A 22,004-nucleotide genomic window follows, 5' to 3' on the forward strand; every position below is an offset into this window, starting at 1 on the left:
CCAACGTAGATAGGACGAAAGTGAACCTCCTGGGGCAAATTGGCCGAGAAGTCGCACCGGCGCTTGTAGAGCAGGGCAGGGCGCCGCAAAATCGCCGCGCAACAATGCGTGACCTGGGCGCCATTCACAATGGCTATACATGATCTGGCACGCGTAGCCCCTTGGGTAGATGAACGCCATATCTTTCATGAACTGTATGCGCGAGGTCAGAATGCGCGACAGAATTCAAATAATCAACTTGATCGCCTTGCGTCGCCATAACTGAAAACTTCAAATTGATGGACGTGCGATCGAAGGGAATGTCAATTGCGTAGTACAGCACTTCAAAAAGTACGAACGGCCAACCCCGCAGTGTGAAATTCAACAATTCGTCCTCTCCGTAAGGGCGGCGTTCAGAGGGCGTGCCGCCGTACGCTAGCGATTTGTCGATCACGTACACTGACCACGATGCACCGGGTGCAACGGTCTCGGGTGTGACCGTCTGACCATTTAGCGGCCACGCCGATAACATAGGCGTCGAAGCGCCTAGGAACTGCGCAAGATTGTGCGTGAAAGAGTTGCGCCGAGAGTAGAGGTAACGGACCTTCAAACGGTGCTCTTCCTTCGGATCGTCAATGGGCTTCGATGGGTAACTGGTATTTAGGTTTACTTTTGCCTCGGGCGGTAGTTTTGACACTCGAATTGCATCCAACAAGTGTGCTCGGGCGACTTCAGGAAGGTGCTCAATCCCTGCTTCAAACGCCGCGCCCACGCCATACAATTCTGAGTGGCGCTTTAGTAGCACTCGTGTCATGGCTTCGGGATCACAGCAGTCCTGTTGATTGCGGAGACTCTCGAGAGCCGCTGCCCGTTCAGACTTAGCCTGCGACTTTTGACTGTTGATCCAGTTCGCAAATGGCATAAAGTCCCTGTGCTGTCCTAACTTATCGAAGCATGTCAGAAGCAAATACTCCGTCAACGCTTCCCTTTCATGCCGCTCGTGTGCAAAGTTGTCCACATTCGGATTGAACGACCAGCCAGGCAAGCTATCGGAATCTTCGAGTATTCGCTGCGCGAGATGCAGTCTTGCCTTGATCTGCTCAACCGTTTTAGATGCAATTTGATGCTTAGTCATGCGTGGGTATGTCCACATTGGGGTTGGGCCAACAGCACTGGCTTTGATCCGCGGTGCCGCCTTCAAACGTATGGAGCGAAGCTCAAGCCGTTTGTCGGGAAAAGTAGGCGGCCAGCAGTTGCAGCCGCAGGTCTTCGTTGTTGGGCTAGGCCCGGGGGGTTGATTGCCGAATTATTCGGTTGGAGGGCAGGCTCTTCACCCAGGCGAATAGGTTGTTCAGCACCTCTGCCCCCTTTGCTTTGCTGCCAAGGAAGTCCTGTGCGTACACCAAGAATCTGTCGCTTAGACTGCCATCGGTCATATTGCTCTTAAACACGCGTCTCCATTCCCTAAGCTGCTCTGGCCTCGGAGAGGTGGCGCCGTTCCTGAAGCGTGCGAGGGTTACGAGTTGCTCGATACGCCCTTGACGGCCACGCCCGCCGATCTTCTGATACACACGTGCTGCAGCAATATAGAAGAAAGGAACTGCGAAGAAATACTTGCAAGCATTCAGCGAGGTGAAGGCTTCTGACAGATTCGAATGGCGGATCAAATGTGCGTAGAAGGTGCGAGTCTCACGAAGCAGCGGCCTGGAGTAGATCGTGTCGTCTGGTCCCACCAGGAAGAAGAATGGCGTGGTTCGCCTGACATCCAGAGGGGCGACTGCGTGGATCCCAAAGCAGCACGCGGTTAGCACGCCAAGGTTTCCATCGGCAGAAATGTTCACTCTGCGCAGAGTTTCGCTTAGGTGTTTCCATGGAAGGGTACCGTTTCGGCCGTCCGCGCCCCAAACCAGCCCAAGGTTCGGATCTCCATGGCACTCTATCTGAATGATCGGGCGCACGCCTTCATCACGACAGGCTGTTGCCAGCTTTTCCAACTCATTGAGTAGGTGTCCAGAGGTAGGCACCCGGACATAGCGGACTTGGGGCGGGTTTTCCGCGACGCCGCATTCAAGCACCAAAAAGTTATGGACGAGTTTAGCTGTCGGGTCATCATCGTCCAAAAGCCCATCGAAAACGATGATCGTGTTGTTAGAGATTCGCGCAGGCGGGGCCGAAAAAGATGGGTGGCTCATGCGAGTATCTCGCTGCCCTTAGTTGTTCGACTGCTCGATGGCGAGTCGTGCTGGGATGTTGTCCGTGACTGGAAATGCGAGCCGAGTTGTCATTTAATGTTTCTGATCATTTGGTCGACGTTCTATACCGGATTTTAAGGTGAGGACTGGCCAGCCGCCAATACGGCGACTTGCGCTGCCCCAAACTCTGCCTAGGCGAAGAGTGCAGCATCGACAGGATGAAAATCTTCCTTACTCACTAAGCTTCTGGTGCCAAGTGGAAACGTCAAAGATATTTGCCAAAGAACGAGACATGCAGGACTGGTTAGTGGAGCGGCTCCGGCGGGATAACCAGGGCTTCGGCGAACTGATCATCAACCCTGATTACCTCACGACTGTTGAGCCAACAACGCACGCCGACACTCGGTTTTTGGAGAGCTACCGCCGAGCGATGGACGCCCTAGATGCTGTGGAAGTATTGGTGGTGAACCAAAATATCGCCACAGATGAGCGCGACAAGCTTCAGCCCGATCTGGTGCTTTATGATCAGTACAAAGGGGCGATAGTTGTTGTTGAACTGAAGAATCGCCGAGCGGCAACTCGCGAAGCCGGGACAGAACTGGGCGCCTATGCAGCGGCAGTGCGTACGTACGTGCCATTCATTGCCGCCGCAGATGTTGTTAGCGTCATCATTTCTAGCGAGTGGCCCACCCTTTTGCGACGTTTTGTTTTCAATGAAATCGTATGGTTTGGTCGCACAGTCATCTGCCTGGAGCCAGCTTTAGGCCCTGACGAGGCTGTCAGTTTGTCTATAAAAAAGATCGACGCTTTCACCGGCCGCAACGCCACAAAAGCGATCAGTGCATCCGACCTGACGGGCCACATCTTAAGTTTGAAGCCACCCCAAGCGGGCTTTCCTCGCACGCATGTGGCCCAGATGAGGTTGGCCGGCATGGCAATGACGCGCCGTGGTATCTCTCTCGGGAGCAACGGTTTTGCGTTCCTTTGGAAGACCAATAACACCGACGCTCCATACTCCTTCACGTTGGTAGATGTTTCACCGATGCGAGATCTTTTTCATTTGTGCGACAGCGCCCCTCCACACAAGGGGATAAATGCATTTCATCTAGCTCTTATCAAAACCAAGAACATGTGGGGGACCCCTGACCTGAGCAGATCGCTCACCGAGATAAGAGAGCACGCAAAGTCGTTCCTGAAGTCTTGTTGCCATACGCACCTCGAAGGTGCGATGAATTGGCAAGATCTTTTGGAAGATATGCTGGATAATCGCACACGATTTATCGGCTTCTACGCATGGGGAGTGTTCGGGGACGCCTACCACCTCAAATTAGCTGAAAAAGCCGCACGGAGTGGATCTACGGTGCATGACTCTGTTGAGGTCGGGTGGGAAACAATCTCTGAATTGGTGATAGACGACGCAGATTAGGTTGGGGGGGTACTGCTCGTGAACCCCTGCATCTACTTTCGTCAGATACGAAAAAAAAAGCCACCCCTTGTGGGGTGGCCAGTCCAGCTAGAAAAACGAAGTCAGCTTACCAATTGCTTTGCAAGGGCGACTTCAATGCTGTCCCCCCCTTGGTTGAGGATGTCCAGCCCCGAGTCAGGCATGTCGCCGGATGTGGATTGAGATACCGCGATTTTCTGAGCCATGAGCTGCAAGCAGCGCATCTGCGCCGTGCCCTGATAGCCAAGAAAATCCACGTCCACATCCCGCGTCTGACCTATCCGCCAACTACGCCTTGCAGCCTGCTGCAGCGTGTAAACGTTGTAGCCCGTCTGCATGAACAAGATGGTCGGAAACTCCAACATATCCAGCCCCGTCTTGACGAGCTCTGGATTGCAGATGAGCGCGTCTATCCCACGATCGACCTGCTCCATCACCCAGTCTTCCCGCTTCTCGGCGGCCACGCTGGAACGAAGTACAGCGCTGCGAACGCCAGCCTGGTCGAAAAGCGCCTTGAGCCTGGCCGAAGTGTCGCGAGTGCCGGTGTACGTGGTGTACACCAGTGTGCGACGACCTCTTGCAGTCTCCCTTCGTACTCGTTCCAGTAGCGCGTCTTCCTTTGGAGACATCTCCTGATTTCCAAATAGTGAGGGAAGGCTAGCAAGCACCGACTTCGTATGAGGATGTCGCACAGTCTCAGGCCGAAAGCAGCATTCCGGCCACGCGAGGAGAGCGTTGAGCACGACTCCCATAAGCGACTTGTCACCGGCGCGCAATGCGCGACGTAACTCTTCGACCAAGGTTCGCTCAAGGTACTTATAGGCAGATTCCATGTCGGCAGACATGGCCACCTCCACCATGCTTTCGCGATACGGAGGAAGCACGTCTTGACCAAGCTGGGAAAGCTTCAAGAACGCCGTGTAGGGAACCACATACCGCATGATTCCCTTCGGACCAAACCCCGGGCCTTTGACTGTCGAGATAGTCTTCTTATCCCCTTTTGCCGTGCGATGAGATCCTGAATTCGATTCTTTGTGAATATCGATCAGGACCCCATGCTCGCGCATGAAAGCCATCGTCGCGGAAGCCATCGACCCCTTCGAATTGAAGTTGAACCCGTCCTCAATCATCATCTGCGGATGCAGACGATAGAGAAGATGGTAGAGGTCGTCAGCATAGCCCCCCATCAGCGTGCCGGTAAGCGCAAGAGCTTTTGAGCACTTGCGCGCCAGAACTCCCATCGCTTGGCCCTGAGCAGAACCCTCGTTCTTATACTCGTGTCCTTCGTCTGCGATTAGCAGGCCGAAATAGCCTTGCGGCAGGTAGCGCTTGATGAACTCGGTAGGTTGAAAGCCACCCTGACCGAATGACACTTCGGTATAGGCCAGTGCTCTTTCCATGCGCTTGGCCTGGCGGTCCGAAAACACCAGGTCGCCTTCGTCGTCCATCAAGTTGATGAACTCGTAGACGTTGTCCTGCAGCATATCGCCAAGCAAGGTTTCGCCGAATCGAGAAAGAAGATTGTCCGCGGTGCGCGGGCCAACAGTTGGCATTTGAACAAGCGCCTTCTTGACCGTGTCACGGTAGCTCGTCGGCGTAGCACGTTTGGGGACTAGCGTCCAAAGCCGCTCACCACATGCGCAGGCAGTTCGCCGCTCGTTCAACGCTGATGTTGCTAGCGCTGGAGTGAACGGAGCACCTTCCTCATCGCAGACGAACTGACCGCACCGAGGGCAGCAAGCGGCACTTCTGTACACGCGGCCGAGCTCCGAGTCGTAAATAGCCGGACGTGTCGCGAAGGCGGGGCGCCAGTCGAACCCCATCCGCATGCGAACGCGGCCCAAGATGAAGAATTGCGGCACTACTGGCTTGCTTCGCATGCTCCTGAGCTGCAGCAGCTTTCGAAGCGTGTCCGGGCCGTTGAGGATCCAGACTTGCGCGTTTGGAACCGTCGCACGAATTTCACGCCGCCATTTGTAGACCAAGTGGGGGGGTGCAAGCACCAAAGTGCGGGGGAACCCAGCGTGATGGAGGAGAGTCGCGACGAGGATGCCCATAAGGGTCTTTCCCGTGCCCATCTCCGCATTGATGACGCCGGCTGGTGCATGCTGCGTCAGAAGGGTGGTTAAGGCATGTACGACGCGTCGCTGAGCGGGAAACGGCGTCCGCGATAGAGAGTTGATGATCCCGTCCCAGATCGGGTTGGAAGCCTCGTCGAAGATTGGGGGGTTTTGGCGTCGGACGGCCTGTAGCAGGCCAGAGCCAAACTTACTGATGAATTCCGACAGAGGGATGCTCGCGGCTTCATCGGAGTGAACTTCTTCCAAGACGACAACTCCGTCGTCAACGATTGCATTCATGGTGGTGCTCCAAATAAACGGGGATTAAGAGACACCAGCCCCTTCCGGGGTGGTGTCCCGGAAGGGGAGAAGCGGCGCCGTTAGGCGTCCGCGAGGAGGGTCAGTTGGCCATTACGGACGTAAGAGGAAATGCGAGAGGAGAAGTCACTAGGCAGGCGGACAAATGTAGGATGAATGCGCCCCACCGGCCGGCAGGCCTCGTCATCAAGATCGGCCAGCAGGTCGGCGCGAAGTTCGCTCATCACGAACGCACGCCAGTGGTCCAAGAGGGGAACCTCGGAGATCTGTTTGACCAGATCCCAGACGGGATCAACCGCCAGGTCAGTTGCTTGAGCGACCGGAGAGTCGCGCAACACCCAGCCACTACGAGTAGCGCGGGAAGGCTTCAGCAGCGCCGGGTCATAGATCCAGCAGTGCAAGAGTCCACCGAAAAGAGTCTGCTTGGGAAGCCGGCCAGTGTGCTTTTCGAGACGCTTCACATCCCCAACGGTGACCACGGTTTCGACGGCTGATGACGACGTCATCAACGTCAACTGTCGTAGGCCTCCCTCTTGAGTTCCCAATTGAAGAGACGCAAAGAGCTGCTGTACTGATCCGTCTCTGCCATAGAACGAAAGAAACGCGAGATCACCGCTTGGCAACCTGATGCAGGCATCCACATACAGGTCTTGCAGCTCACGAATGCGATACATCATGTTTTGCTCCAAGAGTTAGGTAGGTCTGGATCGTTACAGAGCGAGCTCTACTTCCGCTAGGTGAGGCAATAGTTCCCGTAGCTGCTGAATCGACCGTGCCGACAGCTTCACGTCAAACAAGCGGTCTAGATCGATCTGTTCGGTCAGTGAGGGAGCAGCGTCAGAGACCATTCGGCAAAAGCTGAGAAGGCGACGTGCGTTCGACTGGAGCTCAAGCTCGTGCACGGTCGAATCAGGAGGTGGAAAAGCGGCATTGCCCAGAGGTGAGACGTACCGGTCAACGCGTTCTCCTTCTTCGTGGAAGTCGTCATGGAGGAGTTGCAGGGCGCAGTCTCCTGTCCATAGCGATCCGCTCCCGAAAGCAGACTCCGCTAGCCGCAAAGCGACTAACTCATTGTCGGCAACCACGCCGACCTTGATGACGTGTTGGTACGCGACTTCAAGGGTCACGATGAACTTAGAGGACGTTGTCATTGGCATTTCCAAGCGACAGCGGGCACCCTAACGGGCGGGCCCGCAAGGGTTTAGAGGACACTCCAGGTCGATGCGACCTTGGTCTGGGCAGATGCCCATGGAGCCAAACCAAGAAAGGGCGCCGGTTACGCCGGCAGCGGCCCAGTACCGTTGGGCTTCGTAAAACGCTGCCCTAAGCGCAAGTGAATGCGCTTAGGGCAGCGCCCTCGTGGATACGAAGGGGCTGATGATGCAATCGCTTCTGTTCTCCCCGGGGCAATACGCAGCACTAGCTGCTATGCCCAAGAGATTTAGCGGATGTTGACCAGGCGGCCAAGGGCCGGCCCGGGCGTGAAGTCGATGCCTACGATCGTTGGCACGAACTTGTCGCGCATCACGATCGTCGTTCGAATGTCTCCGTTATCGGCCTCTTCAAGCTGCACCTCCTGATCTTTGACCTTGATCGTGTCGCCGCGGATGAGTAGCTTCGTCCCGTCGTCGCCCTCTACCACGCCGCTTATCTGGCCTGCTGCCAGAGCAAGCGCCAGATGCCAGTCGGAGAGGTTGCACAGTGGGCGGCGATGGGCTAGCTGGCCGTTCGAGAAAACTCGATCGAACTGCGGCCACAATGTCGATGCCTCCACGCGTTGCAGCTCAAGCTGCAACTGCTCAGCGTCGATCTTTGTAGAAATAAATGCGGGCTCGCCTGGAACGTGGGGGATTAGATATGGAGCGGTCGTCCACTCTTGCGGTAGTTCCATTGGTAGCTGCCCTTGGCCGATATCAACCAAGCGCTTCACCGTCTCTGGATCAGGGGACTCTGAGCGTCTCTTGATGCCTAAGACAACCAACTGGCGAAACTCTTGCTCCGGCGCCAAGTAGGCTTGCACGCCTTCAAAGTTCCTGGAGATCATCGTCGCGAATTGTTTGTCCATGACGTAATGCGGGACGATCAAAACCAGTACGCCTCCGAATGTCAGCGATGGCACGGCGGCCTGGTAGAAGACCTTTTCCAGACGGTCGTAGTGCCGATCGCCGGTGTGACCTTTGTCGGCTACTACAGCCCCATAAGGTGGATTCAGAAACAGAAGCCCCATGGATCGCGCAGATACGAAGACATCATGTGCATCTGCATGGAGCCCAAACGAGAGAAGCTCCTTCGAGTGCCAGGCGCGGCCTTTGTCGAACTCAACTCCATAGGTCACCGTCGTTCGAGTGTCATGAAGCGTGTCGAGGTTGGAAGCCACCCAATGAAGCGCGCAGCCTTCGCCGCAACACGGGTCATACAGCCTTGCCCCTGCATCAGGATCGAGTAGCTCAAGAGCGGAACAAATCCGTCGAAGTGTCTCCTCATCGGTTGGAAAATAGCCGTTTCGAACAAAGTTCTGAGCCAGTCTTGGAAAAATAAGCGCCATAGGAATGTCCCTGCTTTGTAGTTTTGAAGTGCGGGGCGGCGGAGGCCGGCCCCGCCCATCTGACGGAGATTTCTACTTGATGTGCCAGGTCTGCGATGCAGCTCTGAAGCTGTACCCCAGCCGCTTTCCGAGCCAGTCGCGTTGCGACCGGAACAGAGCGCGATCGACAGACGGATCGAGCTTCACCGGTTGTCCATCCCTGATGAGCTCGGCGAGCTCATCGCCGAAGATGGCAAGAAGCTCGCTATCGTCGAGTTCAACGTCCGACGACGTAGGCTGTACGGCGGGCTGTTCCTCGGAAACACTGCGCGCCGGCGTAGCTGGTGCTTGATCTGTGATCGCATCAGGCGGGGCCGCAGGTTCTGCCTGAGGCGCGGCCAAAGGCGAAGTTCGTTCTTCATCTGCAGGGTCCGGCTCACTCGCTTGGGCGGGGGTGTCGGAATCGTCCGGCTCGTCGCTGTCCAACATGACTTCTGCGAGGGAAGCCCGAATCTCGATGGTGATCTTTCCGTACCACGTATAGGAGTGCGGATAGATCTTGGAGATGAGGAACTCGCCGGGATAGGAGCCCGATTGAAACTGCTCCAAGATCTTGTCTTTGATCTTGAATTCGCCGATCGCGGTTTGCAGTTCGCCGACGTTGAAGTCGCCGTTGCCGCCTCGAATCGTCTTGACCTCCAGGATGCCGGGGATCTTGATCATGGTGTTGCTCCAGAAATAAAAAACGGCCCCGCAGGGGCCAAGATGAATGAGAGGGGCTGCGGGCATGATGCCCGCATGAAGGTTAAAAATATTTGCTTCAAGAGCTGCGGAACCGAGCTTCCTGCTGCAGTGCTACGGCGATTAGGCAGACGCCTCGCCGAGGTGCTTTTCAAGCTTGCGCTTGATCTCCTGGGCTACACCCCGCCATGAATGAACATGAAACAACGGGTTTTCGGGCCAGGCTTCAAGTTCTGCATCGCTAAGCTCAGCCACGGTCGTGGCATGTTTCAGCAACGCATCTACGACGAACATCTGGGCGAGCGGGCCATAGGAGGAGAACTCCATCAGATCCGCGACGCATTCGACGTTGGTCATCTTTTCTTCGTGCGCATGGAGGGGCATGTTGGGCCTTTAAGAAAGCGAGGCCCCCCATCGAGGAGCCCCGATGGGTGAGTGAAGTCGAAAGAATTACATGGTGCGTTCGGAGAACGTACCGTCCGCCTGGTGCGTGACGAGGCGGTTTCCAACATTGTTGAATCTATCCCGCTCCACTTCGTTGAACATGCTCTCCGGAATGGAAATTCCGAAGTGGTTCAAGACCTGGCGGTAATAATCCAGGTCCTTTCCCAAAGGATCCCGTTCGTGAAGGTTGGAGTAGAGATAGTCGTCGTCGTCTACAAGCTGCGACTCGTCAAGAAGTTCAACGGGCTTGAGGATGACCATGAAGAAATAGCTTAGGGCCTGTCCCAGCCAAGATTGACGGTGATGGGATGATCTTTGTGCGTGGTGGCGACGTAGTGGTTGCTCATTACATCCCCCGAGAGTGGACCCATTCGCCCTCCGGGCGTGGGCCCGGATTGGGAAAAGCAGGGCACCGAGAAGGCGCCGCTGCTTGGGTTTAGATCGGGACGACGCGGGTTGCGCCGGCGCCGCTCAGAACGTTGACTCTCTGGCCAGGCTTCAGCGGAATATCCGCCTCTTGCGCGACCGCTTGCGTTTGACCGCTGTCGAGCCGCACCACGATTTCAAGGCCTGTGGCCTTGGATACCGTGCGTTCTACGGAATTGCCAGCTAGTCCACCAAACAGAGCACCTAAGGCGGCGGCGATATAGGACCCTTTGTGGTTTCCAATAGCGCTTCCTGCCAAGCCACCGATTGCACTGCCGGCAGCCATACCAGCGCCCGAGTTGTAGCTGGCCTGAATGGTGATGGGCCGTGCCGAAAGGACCGTCCCCGGTTGGACCAGTTGTACCTGCTGGGCTTGCTGATAGCTGTAGACGCCACCGGAGGCGCTTGGATTGGCGCAGCCGGCCAGGGTAACTACCGCCAACATGGCGGCGATGCTGATTCGAACGCGGAAGCGCAGTCCGCGAGCAACGGCAAGAAGCGCGGTGCGTAGTTGTGCCGACCGCGCAGAGGCAACGGTGAGAATTCCCCACATGAGGGAGCCCACGCCGAGGCCGAACGTAATGGAAAGGGTCGCAACGTAAAGGGTTGAACTCATGTCGGTTCTCCTAAAGAAAAAGGGGAACCGCCGCCCCAGTCGGGGAGGAAAGTTCCCCGATGGGCTGAAAAGACACTCCTGGTCGCTAGGACCTGCGGTCACCGAATGGTGGAGCCAAACCGCTGCACTGCAAAAGATGCCAGATGGGCTCTGACGGGCGTACTGGGCGGAATCCTACACATAACATCAGCGGTTTGGCAAGGGCAGTACTGACCTTTTTGAGCACCGCCTCGCGGTCTATGATGTGCGGGTCAGGGCTGCGGCGGCGCGCCACTTGGCCCCGGCATTGGAACTCTCTTGGACCTCCTAATCCCACCCCCCAAACGCGCAGCACGGACTGTCTCAGCGATTGCCGGCGTTGTCGCTGCAATCGCGCTTTCTGGCTGCGCGGGAAATGCACCAGACCTGCGGGTATCGCCCGAAAGCTTGGATTTCGACTACTCGGTAAGCACCGAAGGCGAGGTCGGAGTGGTGCGCGCATTTGGGGACCAGGGCAAGACTATTGTTGTGCTTGACCAACCACTGCCGGCGAAGCTGCTGACGGTGCCGGTTGATCTATCAGGCGGCGCGCGCGACTCGGCAGATGTGCAGGGCAACTACATTTTTGTGGCAGGCAGGCCAGACAGATTTTCCGTGCTGCTGCCAGCAGGTAGGGTAGATATCGTTCGAACCTCTGCTCCACCGTTGACTCAGCAAGCTGCCGTGGGCGGCCGGTCGGCCGGCCCGCAAGAGGACAGCGAGGACTTAGCCGACGACCTCAATGAAATCGAGTCCAACCTGGATTGGGGCGCCATCGAAGGTCAGCGCGACGGCAGCAGCGCTCCAACTTTTTACGGCGGGTCGGTCCCGACCAGGCCGGGTGGTCAGAGTGATGTGCGCCAAGGCCCACTCCCCACAAGTGTTGAAAACCTCTAACAAGGATTTAGCGATGAATATTATTTCCCCGTGGGTGAACAAGTGTCCAGTCGGAGCGCAAGCGATGCACGCTCGCCTTGGTGACGTAACGGTTCTCGCCGTATCCGGAGACGATCGAGAGGTGGAAGTCGTGACACTGGACAGCGCTGGTCAAGAAGTCCGCGCAGTCGAGACCGTCCCGGCGGCAGAGCTGAACGCGATCGACCCTTGCCGTGACCTTGCGCCGCGTCGGTCGACGATGGCGTCGATACTGCCATTCAAAATTTCGAGTCCTCAGTAAGGGACTTTTTGAACGTCGAGAATTTGGAGTATCGGTGCGCAAATCTCGTTGATTTCTGGATGACGCAAACGTAAGATATCGGCTAGTTAGCGCGCCGACAGCTTATGTCGGAATCTTTTGTAGTAATGCGGTTTGGCTCCACCATTCGGTGACCGCAGGTCCTAGCGACCAGGAGTGTCTTTTCAGCCCATCGGGGAACTTTCCTCCCCGACTGGGGCGGCGGTTCCCCTTTTCTTTAGGAGATCCGTCATGGCTCAAGCAAACACCCCCAAGTACTTCGATGCCCATCTCCGCGGCCTCGGCTATGTCCGTCGCGTTCGCGAAGTTAAGCCCAAGAAAGGTTCTCCGTTCCTTTCGTGCAGCATCAGCATCTTTCATGGTGAAGCGCAGGAAGGTAATGCGGATTCACTCACCTGGCTGAATTGCGACGTGAAGATCGTCGGCAAAGAGGCTATCAAGGTCATGAGCGAAAAGCTTCAAGAAGCTGCGAACGACTCCAACCGAAAGGTCTTGGCGTCCGTGACCATCGGCGACCCGTACATCGATACCTATAAGATCACGACTGGCACTCGTGCTGGTCAGACGGGAGTGGTCCTCAAAGGCCGCTTGCTGAAGATCCACATGGCGAAAGTCGATGGCGTGCTGGTCTATCAGTACGTTGAACCCGAAGCTTCGGCTGATGGTGTTCGAACTGGCACGGATAGCAACTAAGTCCTAGCCAAACCCCGAAACTCCACCTAGGTGGAGTTTTCTTCAATGTGCGCCAACGGCGCCTATTGAAGAGAACTTCGCAGGTTGTTCAGTGCGCGCCGCACTTAAAACGGCGCATCCCGAGTATCTGGTTAGGCTGCTGAACAGGCCAGATGAAAAAAGCAGTGTCATTCACCCTCATTCGATTCGGCGAATTGGCGTTCCTCGATCGAGACTGAGCTACCCGTCGCGGCCCTGAACCGGCCGCGGCTTTCCCCTCTTCTCCCCGCTCTGCTTAGGGCAGGGCACGCATAGCCCGAGTAGGCTTGCCAGAAGCGATTCTGTCGCTTGTGGCAAGCCTACAGTTGAGCTTACTCGGGCGCCAACCCCATCCCACATCTCAGGCCAGCGGTGGCCCATAACACCGCACCGTTAGCGCAAGAGCGCTCCAACCCCCGCACGGCATTGCCTGGCGGGGGTTTTGTTTTGAATCTCGAAGGACGAGCTATGACGTTTGGCAGCAGCGTCTCAAGGTGAAATCGCACACCAAATTTGGACGGTGTACTCTTGTTACCTCCAATCGGAGGACCAGGATCTTTAGGACCCAGCGCCGACGACGCTTGGTCTAATCCCCTTGCTAATAACATGAGCGACCAGACATGCCCAAGACACTGACAGTGCCTGCCAAGTTTCGGTACGTGGCCTTCTATGACCTGCTGACTGATGCTGCTTTTCACCACAGACTGGCGTCGGATATCGATAATTCATTTGTGATGAGTCGGCATGCACGAGCGTCGGTCATTGCGTCCGCGCTAAGCATTGAGTGCACTGCAAACTGCATACTGGAGTCAGTTGATGCACCGAAGGCGCTGCGGGATGAGATAGACAAGTTGGCGCCCTTGCCGAAAATTGAAACTGCCCTTCGTATGCAAGGGATAACCAGCTTTGATCATGGAAGTCATGTGGTCCAAAAAGCAGCCGACCTCATCCGTGCGAGAAACGACTACGTCCATCCGAAGGCGGCGGCGTGGGAAGCCGAGCTTCATGAACCAGAAGACGCTGGCTCAGATTGGATGATCCCGTTTTCGATTCAGGGGGGCAATTGGAAATCGATCGATATACCAAAGCAGGCTTCATTCTGGTCAAAGGACGCTTCGCTCTCTGCACTTCGAGTAGTCTGCGACTTTTTTCGATATCTCTTCGTGGAAGTCGTAAAGGCTGATGACGAAGCACTGAATCGAATGCTGCCTTCTCGCCTAGAATTTGCCGACGTCTTGATGCCTGCCGTCTTTGACGAATTCATCCAAGAGACTGCTGCGCTTACCAAGGACGGCATTGACTTCTCGTTCCTGAGAGGGGCGGCCAGACAGGAGTGAGCAAAGGCGGCGGCTCGTGGCTTATCCCGTAAGCGCACGAGCACAGAGCGGATACCGATCGCTGGCCGGCGCCTACTGGAATCAGAGGATGTACACGACCGCACCTTCTGGAATAGGGGCCGGCAGTCCGACTATTCCAGTTCCCGCCGAGGGGGAGTCGAGGTAGCCATTTCGGGCAATGCCTAGCAGATACGGGAGCCCAACTTCATCTTCGGGGATCATTCGATACAGATCAGGCGTGCTGGCGCTAGGCACGAAGTAAACATATGCCTTACCTGCAATGACCAGGTTGTCAGTGCCTGGTTGCGGGTAGAACCATGTGGGAAGGCCAAGCGCGCCATAGGGAGCCGCGCCCGAGAAATTCGGATTGGCTTGAGCAAATCGCGCCACTGCGCCTGCATAGATGCGCAGGCTACCGCCGGCAGCCGCCGCTTCCACGTGTTGCTGCACATCTAATGTGCTCTGCTCTGAATGCGAAGCCAAGACTGCGATGAGGCTGAGCAGAGCGAGGAGGGGAATTATTAGCAGACCCATGAAATTGTGTTCCCGTTAGCAACGTACATAGCAACTTCAAGAGATTCCGCAGCATGTGTAGCCTTGCCCCACGTTGCCTGCGTACAAACTCTTTCCCATGACCGTGTAAAAGTTCTGATTGCTCCCCGAGCTGGTGACGCTGGTGACGATCATCCCCGCAGGGCACCAAGAATTGTCAGCAGGCAAGTTATCAGTTGCGCGTCCTGCGAAATAGTATTCGCACCGTAACTGCCCGCCTCCGGCCTTTCGCCACACGCCAGACTGGCACGACAATGGCTCCCCGATGCCAGTTCTGGAGACCAGGCCGTTGGCCTCGCAGCCCCAGCCCTCATTCGCAACACCGCCTACATACAGGTACTCATAAGCGTTGAGTCGGCCGTGTGAGTACGTTTGTCCCATGGAGCGCACGGCACCCCCGCGGACTTCCCCTCCGGTAACGACGTGGCTGTCATTCAGGACGCGGAGCCAGCCGTCGTTTCCCGCGGTGTACCAACCACTTCGCGTTGATCCGTCGCCGTTCTGAATGACCAAGGCGCCCTTGGTGTTGATGTTGGCCGTGGCATCAACCGTCTGCGTCCGCACGGTGCGAACGTTGTTGAGGTCGTTGCTGTTCAGGTCGATGCTCGTGTTCATCCGATTGACCTCTGGCCTACCGGCCACCGCATTTCGGTACAGATAGTCGGTGACCTGGCCAGCGCTATTGAAGAACAGTGCAGTGGCCAGATTGCCGCCGGGTAATGAAAGGCCGAAGCTGGCAACTGGGACCTGCCAACTTCCCATTGAACCCTGAGCAACCGTAGGCTGGCGCGAGAGCACGAAGCCTCCGCCCTCTAGCATGGCGGCAGTCCGACGCAGGTCGGTCTCGGGTACGTCAGCTCCGCCTCCGCTGACGAGCAGGGCTTCCAGGATGTCCTGGCCGCCCTGTGCTACCCGGCGCACCGCTAGCGAGTAGGCCTGGCCATAGGGATTTCGAAGCGGCACGCTCGAAGGTAGATTGCCGGCGTCTCGTATCGTTTCAAGAGAGACGGTGACCGGCCCACCAGCAGTCGAGGATAGAAGCGCGGCGTAGTTGTTTTTGACATACGCGGCGGCGGCATTGCCAACTTGCTTTTGATGGAAGGCGGTCTGTCGACTGGTAAGCGTTGCCACGTAGTCGGCTTGGTACCAGAGCCAGGCTCCCATGGCCGAAGCAAAGAGGATGGTGACAAGCATCGCCTCAAGGACGGTAAAGCCGGCTTGATTGCGCCTGGCTGCGACCATTCGATAATTTTGTTTCATGTCCTGCTCCCAAAGATCGCTGCCGCCTTTTGGGCCGCAATTTCCGTATTCAGCCCCGCGAAGTCGCCTTTGCGAATCTTCGCGCGGATGGCTGTGTCTTCCTTGCCGTCCAACACGAGCCAGTTGATTTGAAGGCGCTTGGCGATGCCAGTGGGCGTCTTCACGGTTTCAAGCTGTTGATGAATCACAGCGGCGATGTTGTCGGCGAGCATTGCATTGAAGGATTCGACAGACGCGCCTGACCCGGCACATAACGACTGAAGTTTCGTGAAGGTCAGCTCAGGACTGTCTGCATGAAGCGTCGTGAGTACCGGCCAGCCATTGCCGCTGACGCGTACCACTTCGATCGCGGACGGCGGATCGCGTGTCTCCCCCAGGTAGAAGATATTCGCGCGAGACCGAAGTCCCCTCATAAGCTGTTCCTGATAGCCGCCGTGTTCGCGTGCCACCTCGATCTGGATTGCGCGCCCTTTCCCGTGTATGCCGTTTAGCGCGGTTTCTGGAGGATCGGCGAGCGCGATGCCTAGACCGCCATGCCGTTCAAGGCGGTCTATGAAGATGGCGTCGGCCGTGGACGTCTTTCCGTGTCGCATTCCTCCAGATACGACGACCAGGCCGCTCAGCTTCGGCCGCGTCAGATGATTGAACAGCCGATCTGCCATGCCGAGCGACTTCAAGGGTCTTGTCTTTACGTCTGCCCGAGCCAGGATAAAGATATCCTGCGAGTCGACGTCAAAAAGCTGCGTCACCCGAAACTTCTCTTCACCCAAAGAGGCGGTGAATTCGGATTTCGTGAGCGTGCGCAGCGCCTGCCTGCATTGCTGCCGCAGCAAGTTGACGTCCGCCTGCAGATGGCCCGGGACCCTATCTGAGAGGGACTGACTCCCTTCCAGTTCTCGAAGCTCCGCGTAATCAGGACCGATGATCATATCGACGAATCTCAGATCGAGCAGGCTTGTCGCTTGCTCCAAGGTGACGGGCAACGTTTCCATCAGCGTGCAGTCAGGACCAGGTCGACGTTGCCGGTGGTCGGGCAATTCGTCATGGTGACAAACTGAGAAGTTCTGGAAAGATTGGCGCGCAGCGGGATGCAGTTGCTGCTCGGGACCGCTCGATAGGTGATGACAAACTGCGTAGCTGCGCCAACCACGGTGACTTCGCCATTCCAACTGTGATAGAGCGTGCCGGTGGTCGCTCCGATCATATTGCTGGGGATTGCGCCGGCGGCCTGCAAGGCGGCAGTTGTCACGTTGCCATAGCCGTTCATGTCGCGCAGGAGCTTGGCACCTTTGACGAGTTGCGCAATATTCTGCGCCTCTTGGTTGTTTTCCGTGTCCTTGTTGAGGACGTAGTAGCCTCCGAAAACCGCAGCGGCCACGATGACAGCCAACAGCATCCAGGCCAGGAAGTTGTCGACGGACGCTCCCGCCTGCCTTGCGAGCGGCGTACCAGCATGAGGCATGGCATGCTGGCCGACATCCTCAGTGTGAGGGCGGGGCGCGGGTTGATTGGCGAGCAAAGCGTGAGATGCGGAGGGGGTATTAACGCAAGTGGTCATGTGATACTCCAAAGGTGAAAGTTTGTTGCTCTGCGCTGTCCTGCGCGGTTAGAAAGCTCGATCGCCCATTGCGGCTGTTTGCAGCCCGAATAGGCCAAAGAAGATGACAGCTGCGAGTGCTGTGACTCCGATTAGCCCGACGAAGAAGATGACTTTTCCGGAGGCCTCCAGTCGCTCGGCCGCGGTCTCGGCGGCGTTCGTAGCGAATTCGGCCAAGGCGAACGCGAAACCTTCTCGGGAGGCGATGGTGGTGATGTAAGCGATCGACTCTTCGTCTGGGAACTTGTGGCCTGCAAGCTCAAGGGCGACACCCAGATTTTTTCCCATGCTTAGTCCGTACATGGTGTCTTGCAAGCGCTGTCGCAGCCACGGATTCGCGTGCTTGTGGATATGCACCATGGTCTGTAGAAGATCCGCGCCGGCATTGAGCAGGATCGCGAGATTCGAGAAGAAGATCGCGCCCTGCATCGTCTTGTAGGTCGACCACGGGGGCAGGCGTTCAAACGCTGGCCGAAGTGCGCCCGTCCAATTGGGCAGCGACCATCGAATCGCATACCCCAAACCGGCAAAGGCCAGCAGAATAAAGATGCCGTAATGCCGGATGGTCTCGCTCATCCAATAGACCACTGCAGTTTGTCCAGTCCATGTCGCCGGATCGGAGCCTCTGGCATATACAGGGACAACCTTGAACGAGACGAACGTCAGGAGTACTGCGGCCATCACCACAATCACCGACGGATAGGCGAATGCGCTAAAGATCGCTGCTCGAACTCGCGCCTGGCGCTTTATGTGCTTGATCGCGTCGTCGCAGCCCGTGGCAATGTCTCCAGCCTTTTGGGCGGAGGCGAGCATGGATATCTCGGTCGGGGGCAGCCATCCTTCGAATGCCTCCGCAAATCGATCTCCGCTCATGCCGCTCGAGAAGCGGACGAGGACTTCGTGCGCGAACACGGCTATTGCAGCCTTCGGTCGCCTTCCGTTTCTGCTGTGTGCCTTTTGAATGTCCACCAAAGCATCGAAAACGGGAACCTTGGATCGCGCCATCGAGTAGAGAGTGCGGTAGATGAGCATGCGCCTGCGCGGGCTAAGCTTTGCCATGGCGATACCCCCGTTGATTGAGCATGGACGGCTTTAAGCGGGCGCTTGAGCGGCGCGTTCGATGGGGCCGCACACCTTCATTGAGCCAGGCGTCACTATCTAACGGCCGAACCATGAGCTCCCCAAGGTCCGGGTCCACTTGGCCAGCCTCAATCAGACGAATCAAATGAGCGCACTGCGTGATTCCGCCCATCTTTTGCACCCAGTACTTCTGCGCAGCGAATGTCCCTTTTCTGCGATAGACCGCCATCAGCGACGGGTTGGGAGACACCACCTCGGCGCACACCGTTCGACCGACGAGTCCGCGTCGGCAATGTGGGCAGCCTGGTCCGCGAAGCCGAACCCCTGAGACATCGCAGAATCGCCTTACTCGATCACGCAATCCCGCCTCCAACCCTTTCTCGGAATCGCCAAACGGGATGCTGCAATGAGGGCAGAGCACCGGCACCAGCGCCTGGTTGATGATGCCGATGAACAAGGTGGGATCGGTTAGGAGATTTCTCGGGACCCCGGAGTCTTCCAAACGGTCGAACGTACTGATGGCGTCCTTGACGTGAAGCGTGGCGAGAGTGGGGTGACCGGTGAGCGCTGCGCGGATTGCGGAGCGCACCGATGCCTTCCCGCGTATCTCGCCAATCAGGATGGAATCTGGATCGGACCTCAGCATGTGGTCGATTGCGTCGACCCAAGCTGCCTCAATCTCCTCTTCGCTGGTGCCGGCCGGGATGATCGGCTCCTGCACAGCCACATAAACAATATCGTGGCCTTCTCGGTTGAGAACCACGCGAATGGGTTGTTCGACTGGATCTTCGGCCGTGGCGATGATTAGCTCGCCGTCAGCGTGCAAGAGTGCCTGCTTAAGGTAGTGATTGAGGGTGGTGGATTTGCCTGACCCTGTCGTCCCCGTGACCAAGACAATCCCCGATGTCTTGCGGGAAAACTGGTGGATCTGATCGCACTGTTCTGGCAAGTACCCAAGTTGCTCCATCGACTTCGGGGTGTCTCCGGTGTCGGGATACAGGCGAATGACGAGCTTCCTGCCTCGGGCTGCTGGGCCAGTGGCGATGCGACATACAAACAGACCGGATTGACGCGCGTAGCGCTCCATCAGACGGGCGTTTTGTTTGCGCGATGGTTCATAGTTGTCAGGCTTCTCGCACATCGACGTGTAGAGCGTCGACACCAGATCTTCAGCGACGGCCCGGTCGAGTGTGAAACGCGCCTCTGGAATTCCATTGATTCGGTACTTCACATAGGTCTTCTCGACGTCCGGAAGGAAGTGGATGTCGCTAGCACCTAGGCGCGCGGCCTCGGAGATCATTCGATTGATTTGCTCTTGCTGCGCAGTCTTGGTGCTTCCCTGACCGTCGACCATCGATAGCGCAGCGCCGTCTTTGGCGGTCTGCTGAAGTCGCTTAATCTCCGAATGGCTGACCATTCGCTGTTCGAACGTTACGCGGTTGAGGCGGAGTCGGGATATGTACGACATCACGCGCATGTCGTCGCTGTGCTCCTCGTCGACGTATAGGACACCGTCGTCGGACAATACAACGCGGTCGATCACATACTCCGGGGCCTGCCAGTCACCGCCCACAGCGCTCAAATTCTGTACGCGGCGATGCGGCCCGGCTGGCGAGACGAGCGCCAGTTCAACTTCGGCGCTGGCATTGGGGGTGTGGATCGTGGTATCCATAGCAGCTCACCTCCCTGGTTGGTACGGCACTGCGGCGCCGGGGAACGGGGAGCTCAGCCGAACCGGACCATCGGACATCGCTTGAGGGGCTTCTGCCGAGAATCCCAATCGAAGCTCTTGACCGTTTCGCGTCAAGACCACGCGGTCGACGGAGATCGACTTTACGCGGTAGCCGCCTGGCACGTCCTCACCCGGCCGGGCGGTGGCCTGTGCGCCACCGGCGTACACAAGAACCGCGTATAAGTGGCTTCCCACCCCCTGGACAGAGCGGACCGCAGGAACCCCTGTAGCACTTCGGTCTTCGACGCGCGAGGTCTTTTCGTAGGCCAACTTTGCTTCATTCATTCCGGCAAGGGCTTCGTACCTGAGTCTGCGGAGCTGAATGTCAGCGAGTTCCGCCAGCGTGCCCGCCGGCGGCGCTTCTTGATCAGTTTGGCGCGCGACCTGAGCTACCGCCTGCGGCATGGGAGCAAGCAGCAGCACCATCACGGCGCACATCGCGGATACGGTCCTACTTTCCATAGATTTCTCCTTTCATCGTGTAGGAGAGCTTTCTCTCCGTGATGGTCGTAGACTGCTCCAGCAGGCGGACACCTCGCGCGTCGAATCCCTTAAAGATGGAATGCGCTGGCCAGTCGGATGTAATTTCGAAGGTTGCGGCCACCCAGTCCTGCGGCGCGTTTGGTTCGTGTCCCGGCGCGCTCTGAGTGGGTGCGGCCTTGGGCGCAACGATGATCGGAATAAGTTGCTTTTGCAGATGCGAAACGAGGCTGTCCACGCGGAATCCGATGTCCAGCATTTCGTCATCGCCTCCCGCCGGCGCCTTGGACAAGATGCGGACCGTCGCTTGGTTCGCGTCGGCCTGGATAGACACCGCGGCACCTGGGAAGGCGATGGCTGCGGCTGCCCGGAAATCCAAAACAGTTGCACGTGGCAGGCGCGAGTAGGCCGCCTCGAAGGCGGCGGGCGTGCAGTTGAGTCCCTTGAACTCCCAAGCGCTGACGTAAAGGGGCACCGATCGGGCGGCGTCTTCGCAATGGGAAATCATGGCCGGGACGGATGGGGATGTCGTCCATGGGTGCACCAGGGCCGCGGGGAGGACAATTTGGCCGCTGTCATGTCTAACACGCGCCAGCTCGGCTTGACGCAGGCGCTCCAGACGCTCTTGACGTTCGCGCTCATGCTGCCGATAGACCTGGAGGGCGACGGCGAGTGCGATGAGAGCCACTACCGCAACTGCCACAAGTACCCATTCCCGTCTGCTCAGGCCAAACCGAAGCGGCTTTAGCTTGTGACTGCGTCCAGCGACACTCGCAAGCGTCTCTAGGGTGACGGATGCATCTCCCCCGAATTCGAGCTCCGCTGGGGCGTATACCGCGACTTCTTTTCCCTTGGAGGAGAGCAGAGCGTAGAGGGCACGGACGGCCTCTTGGGCTTGTGCCAGCGTTCCGAAGACAACGTCGGAATCCGGAACGACTCCGCCGTCCTTAAATGCGACGATCGCGAACCTCCCATCGCCGACAGCGAAGGCGGCAATGAGAGGGTCGAGAGTAGACTGCCCTTCCTTGCGCAGGAGTAGGTCAGCAACGATCGACGCTAGGCTAAACATGCCCTTTTGGACGCCAGCCTGTTTGCGCACAAAGCCGGCTTGGATGATTGTAGGAAGGCGACGGATTGCGACGATGTCCATGCCGTCGCGTTTTCCGATCTCTCGCGCTTCTTGCATCACCTTTTGGGGTTTTGAGAGCGTTTGCCAGTAGAGACCGGACACCAGTGATTTCCCGCCGGCGGAAATGACTGTGACGCTTCCGGCGTCAGCTTGGGTCTGAGCCATGGTT

22 protein-coding genes are annotated in these 22,004 nt (G+C 57.3%); 4 read left to right on the forward strand and 18 right to left on the reverse strand.

The features are described from left to right. Nucleotides 1-133: 133 nt before the first annotated feature. Both RAS12_RS24025 and RAS12_RS24030 read right to left on the reverse strand, forming a co-directional pair. Nucleotides 134-1,114 (reverse strand): hypothetical protein, encoded by a 981-nt coding sequence (locus RAS12_RS24025; RefSeq protein ID WP_306942097.1) that lies wholly within the window; start codon nucleotides 1,112-1,114, stop codon nucleotides 134-136. 145 nt (nucleotides 1,115-1,259) lie between these two features. Continuing rightward, nucleotides 1,260-2,171 carry a hypothetical protein gene (locus RAS12_RS24030; protein ID WP_306942098.1) on the reverse strand — a complete coding sequence of 304 codons (912 nt, stop codon included), beginning with the start codon at nucleotides 2,169-2,171 and terminating at the stop codon, nucleotides 1,260-1,262. A gap of 202 nt (nucleotides 2,172-2,373) precedes the next feature. Here RAS12_RS24030 and RAS12_RS24035 point away from each other — a divergent pair, with 202 nt between their 5' ends. After that, nucleotides 2,374-3,597, forward strand: a complete 1,224-nt coding sequence (locus RAS12_RS24035) for a hypothetical protein (protein ID WP_306942100.1) — start codon at nucleotides 2,374-2,376, stop codon at nucleotides 3,595-3,597. Between the two features lie 101 nt (nucleotides 3,598-3,698). Here RAS12_RS24035 and RAS12_RS24040 read toward each other — a convergent pair whose 3' ends face one another. The 8 genes from RAS12_RS24040 to RAS12_RS24075 form a co-directional block, all read right to left on the reverse strand. Next, nucleotides 3,699-5,975 (reverse strand): SNF2-related protein, encoded by a 2,277-nt coding sequence (locus RAS12_RS24040; RefSeq protein WP_306942102.1) that lies wholly within the window; start codon nucleotides 5,973-5,975, stop codon nucleotides 3,699-3,701. A gap of 80 nt (nucleotides 5,976-6,055) precedes the next feature. Then, a complete protein-coding gene (locus tag RAS12_RS24045) occupies nucleotides 6,056-6,670 on the reverse strand; it encodes a hypothetical protein (RefSeq protein ID WP_306942103.1) in 615 nt (204 codons plus the stop codon). Nucleotides 6,671-6,703: 33 nt separating this feature from the next. Beyond that, complete coding sequence (locus RAS12_RS24050; RefSeq protein WP_306942105.1) at nucleotides 6,704-7,144, reverse strand: patatin; 441 nt, start codon at nucleotides 7,142-7,144, stop codon at nucleotides 6,704-6,706. 290 nt (nucleotides 7,145-7,434) lie between these two features. Further along, nucleotides 7,435-8,544, reverse strand: a complete 1,110-nt coding sequence (locus RAS12_RS24055) for a DUF6094 domain-containing protein (RefSeq protein ID WP_371321314.1) — start codon at nucleotides 8,542-8,544, stop codon at nucleotides 7,435-7,437. 66 nt (nucleotides 8,545-8,610) lie between these two features. Beyond that, the gene (locus tag RAS12_RS24060; RefSeq protein ID WP_306942107.1) at nucleotides 8,611-9,240 is read right to left on the reverse strand and encodes a DUF3275 family protein; all 630 of its coding nucleotides are present in this window, start codon (nucleotides 9,238-9,240) and stop codon (nucleotides 8,611-8,613) included. 141 nt (nucleotides 9,241-9,381) lie between these two features. Continuing rightward, the gene (locus RAS12_RS24065) at nucleotides 9,382-9,615 is read right to left on the reverse strand and encodes a hypothetical protein (RefSeq protein ID WP_238911541.1); all 234 of its coding nucleotides are present in this window, start codon (nucleotides 9,613-9,615) and stop codon (nucleotides 9,382-9,384) included. A 93-nt stretch (nucleotides 9,616-9,708) separates the two neighbouring features. Beyond that, complete coding sequence (locus RAS12_RS24070) at nucleotides 9,709-9,963, reverse strand: hypothetical protein (RefSeq protein WP_442538725.1); 255 nt, start codon at nucleotides 9,961-9,963, stop codon at nucleotides 9,709-9,711. A 175-nt stretch (nucleotides 9,964-10,138) separates the two neighbouring features. Further along, on the reverse strand, nucleotides 10,139-10,744 hold the full coding sequence (locus RAS12_RS24075; RefSeq protein WP_306942109.1) for an outer membrane lipoprotein: 606 nt from the start codon (nucleotides 10,742-10,744) through the stop codon (nucleotides 10,139-10,141). Nucleotides 10,745-11,041: 297 nt separating this feature from the next. Between RAS12_RS24075 and RAS12_RS24080 the strand changes: the two genes are divergently transcribed. From RAS12_RS24080 to RAS12_RS24090, 3 genes are all read left to right on the forward strand, one after another. Continuing rightward, the gene (locus RAS12_RS24080; RefSeq protein ID WP_306942111.1) at nucleotides 11,042-11,659 is read left to right on the forward strand and encodes a hypothetical protein; all 618 of its coding nucleotides are present in this window, start codon (nucleotides 11,042-11,044) and stop codon (nucleotides 11,657-11,659) included. A gap of 529 nt (nucleotides 11,660-12,188) precedes the next feature. Further along, nucleotides 12,189-12,650 carry a DUF3577 domain-containing protein gene (locus RAS12_RS24085; protein WP_306942112.1) on the forward strand — a complete coding sequence of 154 codons (462 nt, stop codon included), beginning with the start codon at nucleotides 12,189-12,191 and terminating at the stop codon, nucleotides 12,648-12,650. A gap of 638 nt (nucleotides 12,651-13,288) precedes the next feature. Next, nucleotides 13,289-14,005: a hypothetical protein gene (locus RAS12_RS24090; protein WP_306942114.1), complete on the forward strand. Its 717-nt coding sequence runs from the start codon at nucleotides 13,289-13,291 to the stop codon at nucleotides 14,003-14,005. A gap of 81 nt (nucleotides 14,006-14,086) precedes the next feature. Here RAS12_RS24090 and pilM read toward each other — a convergent pair whose 3' ends face one another. Genes pilM through pilO2 form a run of 8 tightly spaced genes read right to left on the reverse strand, consistent with a single transcriptional unit; the run spans nucleotide 14,087 to nucleotide 22,000 of the window. Further along, a complete protein-coding gene (gene pilM / locus RAS12_RS24095) occupies nucleotides 14,087-14,539 on the reverse strand; it encodes a type IV pilus biogenesis protein PilM (RefSeq protein WP_306942116.1) in 453 nt (150 codons plus the stop codon). A gap of 36 nt (nucleotides 14,540-14,575) precedes the next feature. Beyond that, nucleotides 14,576-15,817: a shufflon system plasmid conjugative transfer pilus tip adhesin PilV gene (gene pilV, locus RAS12_RS24100; protein ID WP_306942117.1), complete on the reverse strand. Its 1,242-nt coding sequence runs from the start codon at nucleotides 15,815-15,817 to the stop codon at nucleotides 14,576-14,578. Next, nucleotides 15,814-16,809 carry an ATPase, T2SS/T4P/T4SS family gene (locus RAS12_RS24105; RefSeq protein WP_306942118.1) on the reverse strand — a complete coding sequence of 332 codons (996 nt, stop codon included), beginning with the start codon at nucleotides 16,807-16,809 and terminating at the stop codon, nucleotides 15,814-15,816. Before RAS12_RS24105 ends, pilV begins: the two co-directional genes overlap by 4 nt. Then, on the reverse strand, nucleotides 16,809-17,375 hold the full coding sequence (locus tag RAS12_RS24110) for a type 4 pilus major pilin (RefSeq protein WP_306942120.1): 567 nt from the start codon (nucleotides 17,373-17,375) through the stop codon (nucleotides 16,809-16,811). Before RAS12_RS24110 ends, RAS12_RS24105 begins: the two co-directional genes overlap by 1 nt. A 48-nt stretch (nucleotides 17,376-17,423) precedes the next feature. Further along, on the reverse strand, nucleotides 17,424-18,473 hold the full coding sequence (locus RAS12_RS24115; protein ID WP_306942122.1) for a type II secretion system F family protein: 1,050 nt from the start codon (nucleotides 18,471-18,473) through the stop codon (nucleotides 17,424-17,426). Then, nucleotides 18,460-20,166, reverse strand: a complete 1,707-nt coding sequence (locus RAS12_RS24120) for a GspE/PulE family protein (protein WP_306942125.1) — start codon at nucleotides 20,164-20,166, stop codon at nucleotides 18,460-18,462. Before RAS12_RS24120 ends, RAS12_RS24115 begins: the two co-directional genes overlap by 14 nt. 6 nt (nucleotides 20,167-20,172) lie before the next feature. After that, nucleotides 20,173-20,688 (reverse strand): type IV pilus biogenesis protein PilP, encoded by a 516-nt coding sequence (pilP, locus tag RAS12_RS24125; protein WP_306942127.1) that lies wholly within the window; start codon nucleotides 20,686-20,688, stop codon nucleotides 20,173-20,175. Beyond that, nucleotides 20,678-22,000 carry a type 4b pilus protein PilO2 gene (gene pilO2 / locus RAS12_RS24130; RefSeq protein ID WP_306942128.1) on the reverse strand — a complete coding sequence of 441 codons (1,323 nt, stop codon included), beginning with the start codon at nucleotides 21,998-22,000 and terminating at the stop codon, nucleotides 20,678-20,680. The genes pilP and pilO2 overlap by 11 nt, the downstream gene beginning before the upstream one ends. Between the last annotated feature and the right edge of the window lie 4 nt (nucleotides 22,001-22,004).

Source organism: Achromobacter seleniivolatilans (genome assembly GCF_030864005.1).
Lineage (GTDB): Bacteria > Pseudomonadota > Gammaproteobacteria > Burkholderiales > Burkholderiaceae_B > Achromobacter > Achromobacter seleniivolatilans.